The following is a 14,392-nucleotide window of genomic DNA, read 5'->3' as shown; positions in this document are numbered from 1 at the left end:
CATGGCCTACTGCGCCAGTCTCGTTCTTGACGTACTGCGTATAGGGAGGTCGGGATGAAGCGAGTGCGTCGGGTGCTGGTGGCTGCGACGACAGCGTTGGCGGTGGTTGCGGCTTCGAGCGCTGCGACTGCCGCACCGGCGGAAGCGGATCGCGTCGGGCTGCAGAGTCGACTGGACGGCGTCGTGGCGGGCTACGCGGTGGGCGCGCTGGTGGAGGTGCGTGACGAGCATGGCGTGTGGCGCGGCACCAGCGGTGCCGCCGAACTCGGTACGACGGAGGCGCTCTCGGACCGCGGCCGGTTCCGGGTGGGCAGCATCATGAAGACATTCGTCGCTACTGTCGTTCTGCAGCTCGTCGGCGAAGGTCGGTTGCGGCTGGACGACACGGTCGAAGCGTGGCTGCCCGGGCTCGTTCCAGACGGTCATCGCGTCACCGTGCGCCAGCTGCTCAATCACACCAGCGGGTTGTACGACGTCCGGCGTACGTTTCCGATGCCGCCTTCGCCGGAGTTCCTGGACAACCGGTGGCGGACCTGGACCGCCGCGGAGCTGGTGCAGCGCGCGGTGGTCAACCCGCCGACATTCGAACCGCCCGGTTCGGCCTACGGGTACTCGAACACCGGCTACCTCCTGCTCGGCCAGATCCTCGAGAAGGTGACCGGCGGCTTGTACGGTGCGGAGATCGAGCGCCGGATCATCGGACCGTTGGGATTGGGCGACACCTCGCTGCCGGGGACATCCCCGCGAATCCCCGGGCCGCATCCGCACGGCTATGTGCCGACCCTGCGGGACGGTGAGATGCAGCTTGTCGACTACACCGAAATGAATCCGTCGGTGCTGGGCGCAGCTGGCGAGATGATTTCCACGACAACGGATCTCAACCAGTTCTTCGCCGCACTGCTCAGCGGGCAGCTTTTGCCGGGTCACCTGCTCGACGAAATGAGGACACCGGGCGGCGAGGACAAGATGTACGGGCTAGGGCTGGCCTGGCAGGACACCCCATGCGGGGTCCGCGTGTACGGCAACGACGGCGATGCCCTCGCGTACCAGTCCTGGTCGTTCTCCACCGAGGACTTGCGTCGCCAGGTCACGGTCGCGCTCACGCCCGATTTCCGCGGTGACCCCGACGACGCCGTCGAGGCGTTCTTGAACACTGCTTTCTGCGACTGACCGGTCGCCGTCACTCAGGCGAAAAAGCTTCATCCGGGCCCGCGTGTAGGCGCGGGCCCGGATGTGGCGGTGTGGCGACCGCAGCTGATGGCAGATGTTGTGCTTTGTCTGGACTGTTGAGTCCTTGTGCCAGATCGGGGGCAATCTGCAGTGGAGGCGGCCGGGTTCGGTTGCTATCGACCGACCGCAAATTTTGTGGTCAGCTCGGTGAGGAATTGAGTGGACTTGCGTTTGTCGTCGTCTGTCAGGTAGAGGTCGCCCTTAGCTGTTCGGGTTTCGGTATCCCGGATCTCGAGAATTGCGTTCCATTCATTGATGCGAGTAGCGAACCGTACCGTGTTCGAAGGGTTCCCTTTATCTGTCCGCAGGTCGTACACCCATACTGCTTCGCCCAGCTCTGGCTTCCTCACGTATCCACGGCGACCCTGTGTCGGGTCCGCATCGTTCGGTGCGTTTCGCGCCTGGTAGCTTCCGATCGGATTCTGCCCCTGGGCGAGCTCGCACACTCCGCCGACTGTAAGGACGGTGTCTGTAGAGACGTTTGGGATGGTTCGCACTTCGACGGCGTGCAACTCGGTCGTGAGGAAGTTTTTCAGAACATCGCACAGCTCTCCCTGCGTCATCGTCGGTCGAGCCTGAGACGGCACGGGAGTTGCAGTGGGCTGCGACGAGGTGCATCCGGCCACCGAAACCAGCGCAGTAATTAGCAAGCCAATCCTCACTGAGGCACCGTCCAATCCGCCGCCATAAGTTCGCCGCCTACTTCTTGGGGAGCAACATAGCGGTTCCACTGCGGACGAATCAGAATGCGGATTGGAAGGCATCCGCGGTCGAGTTCCATTGAGGCGAAGGATGACCCGATACGGGTTGGAGTTGCGGATGAGTCAGCCGCCGCAAAGGAGGCGTCCGCCTGTGGTGGCGTCGACTTGGCGACGGCCAGTGATGGTTTCGGCTCAACAGGAGGTGGCGCCGAAACAGGCTGGGCGTTGGACCTCTTCGGTACAAGTGGCTCTTCGTCCCAGTACTCATCGGGGTCGTCGTAGTGATTGAAGTATCCCCCGGCCGCCATTACCTCACCTCATCCTGCTGACCACTGCGCGAGACACCGAACCATCATCATCGAGGTGAGCTTGTTGGGGCGCTTGGCATCTGATTGGTCCCTCCCGGCTCGTCAGGCGCATACCAGGTCCCGTGTGCAAATTGCTAGTCGGTGTCCTGCTGGCGAATCCTTGCTCGGTCAATCTAAGTTGTGAATTTGGTCCCCAAATCTGTTGGTGCTGTGCGCGGATAGTGATGTGGTAGTGCTGGTTTCGGTGTCGCGGCCGTCGTCGGTGATGTCGTATCACTGCACGGCGTCGGTTGCGTCGACGCGTTTGTGGAGGCGGAGCCGAGGCTGTCTGCTGGGCGGCTGGGGAGGCGCTGGTGGCGTTCGCGCGGGGCAGCTGAACTGATCGAGGGCCTCGGCTACTTATCTTGCGATTAGCCCTCGCGGGCAAGATATTTGGGCCAGATTATGAGGCGAGAGTCTGCTGCATCATGGGTGGGTAGATAGGAGGGGCGTCGCGTGGCCATCATGTTGTTGGGAACCTTTGACACCAAGGGGGAGGAGTATGCGTACGTCCGTGACTTGATAGTCGAGTGTGGCAAGGACGTCGTTCTGGTCGATACCGGTGTCTTGGGGACCTCGTCCCTCGTCGCTGACGTGGACTCGTCAGCGGTCGCTGCCGCGGCGGGCGCCGATCTGGCGGGGCTCAGGCGCCGGCGTGACCGTGGTGTCGCGCTTGACGTGATGGCGGCCGGCGCCGCTACCGTCGCCAAGGATTTGTACGCCCAGGGTCGGCTCAGTGGTGTGCTCGCGCTCGGTGGTAGCGGTGGTTCCTCGATTGCCGCGACGGTCATGCAAGCGTTGCCTGTTGGCCTGCCGAAGCTGCTGGTCTCGACAATGGCTGGTGGGGATGTTTCGCCGTACGTCGGGACGACCGACGTGACGCTGATGTACAGCGTCGTCGACGTGGCGGGGATCAATTCGATCTCCCGTCAGGTTCTGGGGAACGCCGCGGCTGCGATAGCCGGAATGGCCGGCGCGTACGCGAGTAGGCGATCGAACCATGATGGGGCCCAGGACAAGCCGCTTGTCGCCGCCAGCATGTTCGGCGTCACCACCCCCGCCGTGGATACGGCTCGACGCCGGTTGACGGAACTGGGGTACGAGGTTCTGGTATTCCACGCCACCGGTTCCGGCGGCCGCACCATGGAGAGTCTGGCCGCTGACGGGCACTTCGTCGGTGTCCTCGACCTCACCACCACCGAGATTGCCGACGAGGTCGTCGGCGGGGTGTTGTCGGCCGGGCCGGACCGGCTCACCGCGGCGGCAAAGGCGGGCATTCCACAGGTCGTCAGCCTCGGTGCCCTGGACATGGTGAACTTCGGGCCGAGGGACACCGTGCCGGAGCGGTTCCGCGACCGACACTTGCTCATCCACAACGAGACGGTCACGTTGATGCGTACGAGTGTCCCCGAAGCGGCCCGGGTCGGTGCGGTGCTCGGCCGGAAACTGGCAGCGGCGACGGGGCCCACCGCGTTGTTCGTCCCCCGCGGCGGACTGTCCGCGGTCGACGTGGACGGCGGACCATTCTGGGACCGCGCGGCGGACGCGGCGTGCATCGACTCGGTACTCGAAGCGGTGGCCGGAACCCACGTCGAGGTGATCGACAGCGACCAGGAAATCAACAGCACGGCGTTCGCGACGGCGGCCGCCGAGCATTTGCATCGACTCATCAGGAGCGCACATCGTGAATCGTGAACAAGCTCTCGCAGGATTTCGCCGGCAACTCGATGCCGGTCAGCCGGTGATCGGTGCGGGCGCGGGCACCGGACTATCCGCCAAGTCCGCGGAGATGGGCGGGGCCGACCTCATCATCATCTACAACTCGGGACGGTTCAGGATGGCCGGTCGTGGGTCTCTCGCCGGCCTGATGCCCTACGGCGATGCCAACGCGATCGTGCTGGAGATGGCCGCCGAGGTTCTCCCCGTCGTCAAGAAGACCGCTGTCCTCGCCGGTGTCTGCGGTACCGATCCGTTCCGGCAGATGCCGCGGTTTCTCGATGAGATCCGTGCCATCGGGTTCACCGGTGTGCAGAACTTTCCCACCGTCGGTCTGATCGACGGTGTCTTCCGCGCGAATCTCGAGGAGACCGGTATGGGGTTCGATCTAGAAATCGAGCTGATACAGTTGGCGTCCGAGCGCGAGTTGCTCACTGCGCCTTATGTATTCGATGTGGAGCAAGCTACTGCGATGGTGCAGGCTGGCGCGGACATCATCGTGGCGCACATGGGCCTGACGACGAAGGGCAGTATCGGCGCGACAACGGCGATCACTCTCGACGAGGCGGTGGTGCGGGTGCAGGAGATGCGTGATGCGGCTGCGGCGGTCGACCCCGACATCCACGTGTTGTGTCACGGCGGCCCGATCGCTGAACCCGGCGACGTGCGCTACATCCTCGAGCACACCCGTGGTGTCGCGGGATTCTTCGGTGCGTCATCGGTGGAGCGGCTGCCCACCGAACGCGCCATCTCCGACCAGCTTCGCGCCTTCAAGGAAATCCCCACCAACCACCGCTGAGTCGCGGGTATCCCGCGCAGTTCGACGAAGGAGAGTCTTATGCACTGCGATCCGAACACTGTTGCGACAATGGTTTTCGACTGGGGCTCGATCAAATGGCTTGTCACGCCCGACATCATCAACGGTGCATCGTCGACGCTCGGCGAGGTGGTGATCAACCCGAACAAAGGCCATGACCGCCACGACCATCCCGACTCCGATGAAATCCTCTATGTCGTGGACGGCGAGGGACGCCAAACTGTCGGTGACAGCGACGAATTCGCCATCAAGGCGGGCGACGCGGTGTGGATTCCTCGCGGCACCTTGCACTCCACCTACAACACGGGATGGCGCCCGCTGCGACTGGTGGCGACCTACACGCCCGGTGGCGCCGAGGCCGCCCTTCGTGGTCTGCCGGATTTCGTCGAGCTGGCACCGGGGGAATTCCCGACGTGGGCGCAAGACTCGTAACTGCTACGAGTAGCGTCGCGGCACGGGTCCGGTTTAGCCCGCAGTGCGGGTCAGCAGTCCGCGATGGTGCGGCATACCGGTAGCGATTCGAAGGCGGACAGGAAAGGTAGCAGGCCGCCGAATGTGTCACGGGCGAAGGCGCCGTGTTCGCGGTCGGCGTCGTAGCGGTGGCCCACGTTGACCGCGCCCACGAACGACGATGTCACGGTAGGGCCGCTTATATAGGTGGTGCCGTCCTTTTGCTTTTTGACAGGTTCGCTCGGGCTCTCGATCGAGAAGGGTCCTTCCCGGTATTCCCGTTCGCTGGTGCGCGGGTAGTAGAAGTAGAAGGTTGCCTCGTTCTTGGCAGTATCGACCGCGGTGCACAGTCCTTTGGGGCCGCGGTCGGACTTCAGGTAGGGCGTGGGGCATTGCAGTTCGAACGGTGGGCCGGGTATCTCCACCATGGCCGGTGCGGGCCACGGATCACCGTCGATGTGGCCGGGGCGCAGGATGTCCCAGACTGTGAACGCTGCCGCCACGATCACGGTCGTGCCCAACGCGGCCGATGCGATGTGGCGACGATGGTTCGTCGACAGCGCGGCGGTCGCGGCGGCAGCCAGGTCGCCGCAGGCTTGGTAGCGGTCGGCCGGGTCGGTAGCGGAAGCCTTGGCAACGACGGCCGCCAGGCGTGGCGGGAGCGATTGCTGGACGCCCGCGCCCGGGAGCCGTCCAGTGAGCAGTTCGTACAACGTGACACCAAGGGCGTAGACGTCCGTACGCGGGTCCGTCGCACCGCCCGCCCACTGTTCCGGTGCGGCGTAGGCCCGGGTGAGCATGGGCGGGCCGACGGTCTCGGTGGCTTCCGCGTCGGTGGTGCGGGCGATTCCGAAATCCCCGATCAGGACGCGGCCTTCGGTGCCGAGAAAGATATTGGCGGGCTTGACATCCCGGTGCACTATGCCACGCCGGTGGGCATGGTCGAGGCCCTTGGCGACCTCGGTCACGATGTGCACTGCGCGGTGCGGATCCAGTCCGCGCCGATGCCGGCGGATGAGGCGTGCGAGGTCACCACCGGGTACATAGTGCATGGAGATCCACAGCAGCCCGCTTTCGATGCCGCGGTCGTGGATGCCGACGATATTCGGATGATCGAGCTGCGCAACCACCTCGGCTTCCCGCTCGAACCTGACCCGGAAACGACGATCGGAACCCAGCTCGGGATCCAATACCTTCAACGCCACCGACCGAGGTAGGCGCGGGTGTTGTGCCAGGTACACCGTGCCCATACCGCCGGAACCGAGCCGTTCCATGATCAGATGGTCGGCGAAAACGCTGCCCCGTAGCAACGACGGGGCGCCCATTCTGCACCCCCTCTCCTGTGCGAGAACGGATTCCAGGATACCCGCTGCGTTCTGGCGTCCATGCTGAACAGGCTCGTGACATCGATGGCTGCCGCTCTTTCGCCAGCGGTATCCTGAGCAGATGCCCGACGAGACTGTGCCGTCGGTGGATGTGCGCTTGCTAGGACCCGTACAGCTGATGGTCGATGGCTCCGCACTGAATATCGGCGGCACCAAGACTCGGGCGGTGCTGGCGATGCTCGCCGTCAACCGGCGCCGGGTGGTGTCGTCTCATGCGCTGGCCAACGGTATCTGGGACGGCCGTCCGCCCGGCCGCTTCGTCCCGACGCTGCATGTGTTCGTCGCCGACATCCGCAAAGCCCTGCGGACGGCTGGGGCCGACGCAGCCGCGATCCTTCGGACGATCACCCCCGGCTATCAGCTCAACATTTCCGACAACTGTTGCGACGCAGCGCGTTTCGAATCGAAGCGGGCTGCCGCCAGCGCGGCGGCCGCGGCCGGCGATCACGCCGGCGCGCTCGTGCACTTCGATACCGCACTGGCGCAGTGGAGCGGCGACCCGCTCGCCGACCTGCGTGGTCTCGGCTTCGCCGACAACTTCGCGGCCGATCTGGCTGATCGCCGGATGAATACGGTGCTGAGCCGCGTCGACGCCGAGATCGCCCTGGGGCGTGCGGCCGAGACGGTCGGTGGAATGACCGCACTGGCGGCCGACCATCCGGTCAACGAGGCTGTGTGGCGCAGGCTGGTCACCGCCCTGTATCTTGCCGGAAGGCAAGCCGAGGCACTTGACGCGTGCAGGCGGCTACGGACGAATTTGGCGGACCTGGAGGGGCTCGATCCCGATCCGGTCACCCTTGCCCTCGAGCAGCAGGTGCGACACCAGCAGCCGCTGCTGCCGATCGAGGTACCGCGCGGCAAAACCACCATGGAGACAACGCAACCCGCACCGCGTGCGGCGCTGCGTTTGTCGGATGGGCGAATTGTTGAGATCAACAACGGGGTTCGGATCGGCCGGCTACCGGACAACGATCTGGTTCTCGACGACGCGCGCGTCAGCCGCCATCACGCGAGGCTGGTCGTTCGCGAGGCTGGGGTGCTGCTCGTCGATCTCGGCTCGGCGAACGGAACTTATGTCAACGGAACACAAATCGTGGCGGGCACCCTGCTCAGCGACGGCGACACGATCCGAATCGGTTCGACGGCAATGAGAGTCGAAGTGCTCGCCGATGAGTAGCCGTCGATAGGTGAACGCCGATTGCCTCGTGGGGTAAGGCGAATCCCGGTGCAAGCACCGGGATTCGCCCGCTCGCGCACTCACTCAGCACTTGTACGTGCCGTGGTATGCGTCTTGAATGCCCCAGGTGACGCGGTCTCGGCCGCCTGCCGGAGTGTGTCGGCAATCCAGGTTGGGTCCTTCCTTGTCGACGAACCAATTGACCCCGTGGTTGCAATTGTTCTTGACGTCTAGTTTGTTCTGGCGCCAGTCGGTCGAGTGCCGTACGTCGACGCACGCGGGCAGCGGGGTTCGGTCCTGGGCGGCCACGAACTTTGCCGCGGCCAAGGGTTCCGGTGCTACCGGTGCCAGGGGTTGGGCATGCGCGGCAGACGGTGCGAGCGCTACGGCGGCGACACCGAGACTCGATGCGCCGACGAGCATCCTGCGGCGAACGGTTGACTTCATGACGTTTTCCTTTCATTACGATCCGAGGTCGGTTCCCCGGACGAGTGATCTGCGTAGATCGCGCAGAGGTACTGGTCCCAGTAGCGCCCCGCGTAGTAGACGTGGTCGCGCAGTCGACCCTCGACCTGGAAGTACCGGCCCTCGCCGCTGCTCATCTGCGGCCAGTTGAATCCCGGGACTTCCAGATACAGTTTGCGAAACGGGAAGGTACGGAACAGATATCGGACGAAGAGGGTGATCACCTCGGCAGCTAGTCCGGTTCCGGCGTACGTCGGCTCGAACACGGCGCCGACGTAGGCGTGGCCGACGTCGCGATCGGCGTTGTAGGCGACGACGTGCCCGGCGGGTTGGTTGTCGTCGATGCGGCGCACGACGTACTGCGTCACCACCTGCGTCCACAGTTCTTCGACGAAGCGTTCAGGCGCCGGCGGTACTCCGCGGTATCGCCAGCGGAAGCAGTTCTCCGGACGAACCGCTAGCGCATAGAGGTATTCGGTGTCGACCGGTTGGAGGGCATCGAGCCGAAACACGGAGCTTTCCAGGACAGGAGCGAGCGCATCGGGCCGCGACGGTGGCAGTTCCGGCACCAGGTGCGGGCCTGATGGTGACCCGTCCCCGGCGCGGATGGTGAGTTGAACAGCTTTGCCCGCAACGGTTTCCGCGAGCGACAGAACATCACCGACGGTGCCGCGGCGCGGCTGATCGGTTTGCGTGCGCACGCCGTGCGAGCCCAGCCACGCCGCCAGGGTCATCATGGCGAGGCTGTCCATACTGAGGTCCTCAACCAGCCGAGCGGTATCCGGCAGGGCCGCAGGATCGTGGTGCAACAGGTCCGCGAGCTCGGCGCGTAGCTTTTCTCGGTTCGCTGCCGGTGCAGCCGGGCGGAGGCTGATGCGGTCGATCGTGGTCAATGGAATGTCCTTTCCCGGGTTCCGGTCAGTGCTTCCGCCGCATAGCGGTGGCGAGTCTCGGCACGTCGCAACTTCCCCGACGAGGTCCTCGGCAGGCCGCCGGGCGGTAAAACAATGACGGCATGCGGACGCAAGCCCACTCCGTCGAGAACGGCGGCGGAAATGTCGCGGCGAAGCTCGGCTGTGTCGTCGCCGGTCGCCTCGACCGCGATCACGAGGTTGTCGCCGAGGTCGCCAGGTATCCCGAACGCAGCGACCCGACCGGGACGCATTCCTGGAGCACGAGCCGCCGCCGCCTCGACGTCTTGGGGAAAGATGTTGCGGCCGCAGGCGATCAGCATGTCCTTCGCCCGGCCGCACACGACCAACTGTCGATCGTGGGTCAGGTAGCCGATGTCGCCGGTGCGCAGCCAGCCGTGGCCGACAACAGAGGGACCGCGAAGCTCGATGTGGCCGACGGTCCGTTCGCCGAGCGGCGCGCCGGTACGCTGGTCGACGATTCGGATCGAGGTGTCGCGAACCGCGGGACCGAGCCGCACCAGGTGCCGGACACGAGCGCCCGGTGCTGCCGGTATCGCACGCCCGGTCGATTCCAAGGCGAGCGAATCGACCCGGTCCACGACGACCCCGGCGCCGAGGGGCGCGATGGTCACCGCGACGGTGGCCTCGGCAAGTCCGTAGGCGGGCACGACTACCGACGGGTCCATACCGCATCGCTGCGCAGCGGCCGTGAAGCGCGCCATAGTATCGGCATTCACCGGTTCGCCGCCGCTGATGAGCAGACGAAGCGAGCTCAGGTCGAGCTGCGAGTCGCGTGCGAGGACGCGTGTCATCAACTCGTAGGCGAAGTTCGGCGCGCCCGATACCGTGATCCGGTACTTCGAGATCGCTTCCAGCCAGGCTGCAGGCCGTCGCGCGAACGCCATCGGAGATTGCAGCACGAGTTCGCCACCACACGACATCGGCAGCGCCAGGAAGCAGATCAACCCCAAGTCGTGATAGAGCGGCAGCCAGCTCAGCACGCGGTCGCGATGACAGCCGTCATATTCGACGGACGCTCTGATCGCCGCGATGTTGGCGACCAGGTGTGCGTGCGACACGGGGACGCCGCGGGGCGCACGCGTGGATCCGCTGGTGTACTGCAGCAGCGCTAGGCTGTCCGGGTCGGTGCGGCGGGCTTCGCTCGGATCGGCGTTCTGAGCTGCGGTGACGAGATCGGCGAGCGCCATCGTCCGTGCCGGAACGAATTGCGCGGCAGGCGCGGACAGCGGGTCCACGATGACGAGGTCGAGCCGAGCGTCGGCAGTTGTCGCGGCGACATTTCGTGCGTGCTCGTCGCGGGAGCCGGGGGTGAAGGCAGGCAGCATCGTGACCGCCGCTCCGCACAGCCACACCGCCTGAAGCGCCGAGATGAGCTCAGTGCTCGTGTCACCGAGTAGACCCACCCGTCGGTTCGGGCCGATTCCGTTGGCGCTCAACACGGTTGCCAACCGACGAGCCTGCTGATGCACGGTGGCCCAGGAGACGGCGGTCCCGAGGTTGTCCTCGTCGAGCACGGTGACGGTGGCGTCGCCCGCGTTGAGCGCGATAGCGTCGACCACCGTTGGTGCGTGCAGCTCGTTGTCCACTAACGGTCGCCCGAATGCGCCGCCGGAAGTCGTGGTTCGCGCACGCCGGTGCGGAGCGTAATCCATGTCGGCACTTGTCATTTCCCACCCTTTTCGGTCGATTCCGAATGGACGGGACAACGGTAGAACCTGACGCTTAGTGGAATCTTCGGAGACGATTAGCGGTTCCTCTGGGTGGCCCCGCCACGCCTGCGCCGGTCGTGTCGCTGCGGCCATCGCGTTGGACCCGGGAAACGCGGACGCTACCGAGCGGACCTCATCACCGAGCTTGATCTGAATTGGGCCGCAACCTCATCCCGCGCGACCGGCCCGCCCGAGTTCGATAAACCCGTTGTGCCCGATTCGATAACAGACACTGCTAGGTCAAACCCGGTGGTACGCATCGGGTACCACCGCACCCTCGGCTACGGTCACGCCGGTTGACTCCGCCCTCGCAACACATGTTGGGAGCGTTGTTGATTCATGCCGCTGACTCCGCGTCCGCTTAGGTCAACTGGGCTGCCAACCTCTTCGCGTTCATGTAGGCGATCGCCTCGATGGAGATCATCGGGTTGACGCCGGACGCGGTGGGGAAGCAGGAGCCGTCGGCGACGACGATATTGGCGACTTCCCAGGTGGCGCCGTCGGGGTTGGTGGCCGCGAGTTGTGGGGAGCCGCCCATGCGGGCCGAGCCCATGATGTGTAAGGCGCCCATTGCACAGCGCCCCGGTCCGTAGCCCGCATCGCGGCAGGAGGCGGCGAAATCGGCGTGCGAGCCGCGGCGGCCGGGTTCGTAGTCCACGCCGGCTTGATGGCCGGAGAAGATGCGGCGTGCGCCCGCTGCCTCGAGAATGCTTGCGGCGCCTTCGATTCCGGTGTGCAGATGGGCGGCGTCGTAGGCCGACAGGCGGTAGTTGACGATTGGTTCGCCGGATTTGTCGACGGTGACGGTGCCCGAGTCGCGGTCGCGGGTGATGATTCCGATCGGGGTGGTGCTGGCGAAGTCGAGCAGGGTGCGGCGGTGCGCGTCCGCGCCGCGCCAGCCCATGAAGCCGATGGCCAGGCCGGGATGGACCGGACCCGTTTCGTAGATGACGCCGTAGCCGTTACCGTCGAGGTTCGCGTGCTGACGGCAGATGCGCCCCTGCAATGCGCCCTCCCAGCCCCGCAGTTCCTCGTCGAAGACGCCGAACACCGCGGCGGCTGGATGCAGGCGCAGGTGGCGTCCGATGTTCTCGTTGCGCAAACCGGATCGGCGCAGCAGCGCGGGCGTCTGCACCGCGCCCGCTGCGACGACGACGGCGCGGGCCCGCACCTCGATCTGCACTCCGGACTCGGTGACGGCTGAAAGACCTTCGGCGCGGCCATTTTTCACCTGGATCCGGCGGACGTTGGCGTCGACGACCAGTCGGGCACCGGCCCCGGCGGCGTCGGCAAGCCACGTCTTGGCGACGGACTGCTTGGCGCCGACGCGGCAGCCGTAACCGCAGGCACCGCATTCGATTCCGGCGTCGCAGGCATCGGTTACGTTGCGCGGCAATGCATTCACTTCCCAGCTGAGTGCCTGCGCACCGCGTTCCAGGACACCGTCGCGTGCCGAGAGTTGGGAGCGGGTGTCGGTGACGGCGAGTCGGCGTTGCACTACCTCGAGGGCCTCGCCGAACTCGGCCTCCGCGAACTGCGCCGCACCCAGTTCGGCCCATTCCGTGCGGACAGTATCGGGGGTGGGCAGTGCGGTGCTCCAGTTGACGACGGTTCCGCCACCCAGGCAGGTTCCAGCGACCAGGGTGATCTGCCCTTCGGAGGAACTGGCACCGGGAGCGTATAGCTGTTCCAGGGCAGCAAGTTCGCCCGCGCCGAAATCCCGGTCGTCATAATAGTTTCCGCGCTCGAGCACGATCACGTCGAGCCCGGCCTCGGCCAGCACGGCCGCCGCGGTGCCACCGCCCGCGCCCGATCCGACGATCACGACATCGCAAGTGAGCGTGGCGTTCTCGGTGCACCGTATCGGCGTCAGCGCCGGCTGTGGGGCGGTGCTGAGCGGCCCGGTCGGCGCCGGGTAGCCGATCTCCTTCCACATCGGATTGGTGCCCGTGGGGCCAGGAGTCACGTTGTAGGACAGCAGCGCCGCCTGCTTGAGCGCTTGGAAAATCGCGCGCACGGGCGCCGATCGCGAATCACCGAGGCGAAGCAGCGCCCGCTCTCGCTCCTGCTGCGACAGCGTGGAAAACCGGCGTGGGCCTGCGCCGAGGAGCATTCCGGTCAGGCGAGAATCCCACCACCCCAACAGCATTGCCAGCTGCTTGCGGTCGGCCTCGCGCGGACTACGGCCCAGTAGCCGGAATACGGTGTCGACCGCGCCGAGTTCGCTCGCCGACGGCAAGGTCAATCCGTCGCCGGGAACGAAGGTATCGCAGATCATGCTCAGCGCTGCCCGCTGCTCGGCCGTAGGCTCCATATGAAACTCCCCTTTTTCCCAATGCGGGTCGAGTTAATCACGTCGGGCGGACTTCGCGCACAAGTTCCAGGTAGGAGCCCTGCAGTGGCGGAATATTCATTCACTTGCTTGCGCCGGAGATGCTTGCGGTCGCGCTCAGGCCCGCCTCTTATGACCGCGCGAGTAGTTGCACCGCTCGCTGACGCCGATTCGGCAGCCAGCTCGCAGCGCAGGCCGGGGGGGATCAGCGGAAACTGCTGGTGCTCAACGGAAATCGGCCAGGTGGTCGGCGACCCACTCGCGATAGGTGTGCGCGGGCGCGCCGGTAACCTCGGTGACAGTGGACAGCACCGGCTCCGGCTGCGCCGTCATCTCGTCCATCTCCACCAGCGCGTTGTCCACCTCGTCGACCGGTATCCAGGTGGACATTCCCGCCAGCATCTCGTCCCGGGACATCTTCTCGAACCGCACCGGCACCCCGAGCGCGTCGGCGATGATCCGCGCCCGCTGCGGAGCAGTCAGCAACTCAGGGCCGGTCACCTCATAGACGGTGCCGGTGTGGCCCTCGAGCAGGGCCCGCACACCCACCGCGGCGATGTCGCGCTCGTGGATCACCGACCTGCGCCAATCGTCGTAGTATTCGCGCACAATACCTTCGGCGCGAATGGACTCCGCCCAGCCCAGGTCGTTGCCGGCGAATCCGCCCGCGCGCACGAAGGTCCGGCCGACCCCCGTATCGTCGATGAGCCGCTCGAGATAGCCGTGCGAACCGATTACCGCGCCGGCCTGCTCGTCCGCGCCCATGGCGGACAGGTAGACGATATGCGCCACCCGCTCGGCCAACTTCCGCACCACGGCCGGTGCGGCCGCGTCCGCATCCAGCGTCGGCCACACAAGGAATACCGCGTGCACACCATCGAGCGCGGCGTCCAGGCTGTCCGGATCCGACAGATCGCCAAGGACCACCTCGACGCCGGGCGGCAGATCCGCCGACTCCGGGCGACGGACCAGCGCACGAACCTCGACGCCCGCCTCGTGTAGTTGGGTGACGGCCTGGCGGCCGACCTTGCCTGTTGCTCCGGTAACCAGGATCATGGACCCGATCCTGCTACCTGAACTAACGTTCAGGTCAACCCCGTGGGATTCTCGTGGCCGGCCTGCCATCGG

At 65.6% G+C, this 14,392-nt stretch carries 12 protein-coding genes; 5 read left to right on the top strand and 7 right to left on the bottom strand.

Features of this window, described 5'->3' with window-relative positions; all coding sequences use genetic code 11:
• Nucleotides 1-54 precede the first annotated feature (54 nt).
• Complete coding sequence (locus KV110_RS24095; RefSeq protein ID WP_218469553.1) at nt 55-1,170, top strand: serine hydrolase domain-containing protein; 1,116 nt, start codon at nt 55-57, stop codon at nt 1,168-1,170.
• 173 nt (nt 1,171-1,343) lie between these two features.
• On the opposite strand, the gene KV110_RS24090 is transcribed toward KV110_RS24095, so the two are convergent.
• A complete protein-coding gene (locus KV110_RS24090) occupies nt 1,344-1,793 on the bottom strand; it encodes a hypothetical protein (RefSeq protein ID WP_218469552.1) in 450 nt (149 codons plus the stop codon).
• 950 nt (nt 1,794-2,743) lie between these two features.
• On the opposite strand from KV110_RS24090, the gene KV110_RS24085 reads away from it, so the two are divergent.
• The 3 genes from KV110_RS24085 (at nt 2,744) to KV110_RS24075 (ending at nt 5,243) form a co-directional block, all read left to right on the top strand.
• On the top strand, nt 2,744-3,973 hold the full coding sequence (locus KV110_RS24085; RefSeq protein WP_218478816.1) for a Tm-1-like ATP-binding domain-containing protein: 1,230 nt from the start codon (nt 2,744-2,746) through the stop codon (nt 3,971-3,973).
• A complete protein-coding gene (locus KV110_RS24080) occupies nt 3,963-4,793 on the top strand; it encodes a phosphoenolpyruvate hydrolase family protein (RefSeq protein ID WP_218469551.1) in 831 nt (276 codons plus the stop codon). Before KV110_RS24085 ends, KV110_RS24080 begins: the two co-directional genes overlap by 11 nt.
• 69 nt (nt 4,794-4,862) lie before the next feature.
• Nucleotides 4,863-5,243 carry a cupin domain-containing protein gene (locus tag KV110_RS24075; protein WP_218469550.1) on the top strand — a complete coding sequence of 127 codons (381 nt, stop codon included), beginning with the start codon at nt 4,863-4,865 and terminating at the stop codon, nt 5,241-5,243.
• A 50-nt stretch (nt 5,244-5,293) separates the two neighbouring features.
• Here KV110_RS24075 and KV110_RS24070 read toward each other — a convergent pair whose 3' ends face one another.
• A complete protein-coding gene (locus KV110_RS24070; protein ID WP_218469549.1) occupies nt 5,294-6,586 on the bottom strand; it encodes a serine/threonine-protein kinase in 1,293 nt (430 codons plus the stop codon).
• 121 nt (nt 6,587-6,707) lie between these two features.
• On the opposite strand from KV110_RS24070, the gene KV110_RS24065 reads away from it, so the two are divergent.
• Entirely contained in the window at nt 6,708-7,823 is a 1,116-nt protein-coding gene (locus KV110_RS24065; protein WP_218469548.1) for a BTAD domain-containing putative transcriptional regulator, read from the top strand.
• 84 nt (nt 7,824-7,907) lie between these two features.
• Here KV110_RS24065 and KV110_RS24060 read toward each other — a convergent pair whose 3' ends face one another.
• From KV110_RS24060 to KV110_RS24040, 5 genes are all read right to left on the bottom strand, one after another.
• Complete coding sequence (locus KV110_RS24060; RefSeq protein WP_218469547.1) at nt 7,908-8,270, bottom strand: hypothetical protein; 363 nt, start codon at nt 8,268-8,270, stop codon at nt 7,908-7,910.
• The gene (locus KV110_RS24055; RefSeq protein ID WP_218469546.1) at nt 8,267-9,181 is read right to left on the bottom strand and encodes a GNAT family N-acetyltransferase; all 915 of its coding nucleotides are present in this window, start codon (nt 9,179-9,181) and stop codon (nt 8,267-8,269) included. Before KV110_RS24055 ends, KV110_RS24060 begins: the two co-directional genes overlap by 4 nt.
• Nucleotides 9,178-10,890: an AMP-binding protein gene (locus tag KV110_RS24050; RefSeq protein ID WP_218469545.1), complete on the bottom strand. Its 1,713-nt coding sequence runs from the start codon at nt 10,888-10,890 to the stop codon at nt 9,178-9,180. Before KV110_RS24050 ends, KV110_RS24055 begins: the two co-directional genes overlap by 4 nt.
• Nucleotides 10,891-11,293: 403 nt before the next feature.
• A complete protein-coding gene (locus KV110_RS24045; protein WP_218469544.1) occupies nt 11,294-13,246 on the bottom strand; it encodes an FAD-dependent oxidoreductase in 1,953 nt (650 codons plus the stop codon).
• Between the two features lie 243 nt (nt 13,247-13,489).
• On the bottom strand, nt 13,490-14,320 hold the full coding sequence (locus tag KV110_RS24040) for an SDR family oxidoreductase (protein ID WP_218469543.1): 831 nt from the start codon (nt 14,318-14,320) through the stop codon (nt 13,490-13,492).
• Nucleotides 14,321-14,392 lie beyond the last annotated feature (72 nt).

Source organism: Nocardia iowensis (genome assembly GCF_019222765.1).
GTDB lineage: Bacteria > Actinomycetota > Actinomycetes > Mycobacteriales > Mycobacteriaceae > Nocardia > Nocardia iowensis.
This window is presented reverse-complemented; position numbering and strand designations above follow the sequence as displayed.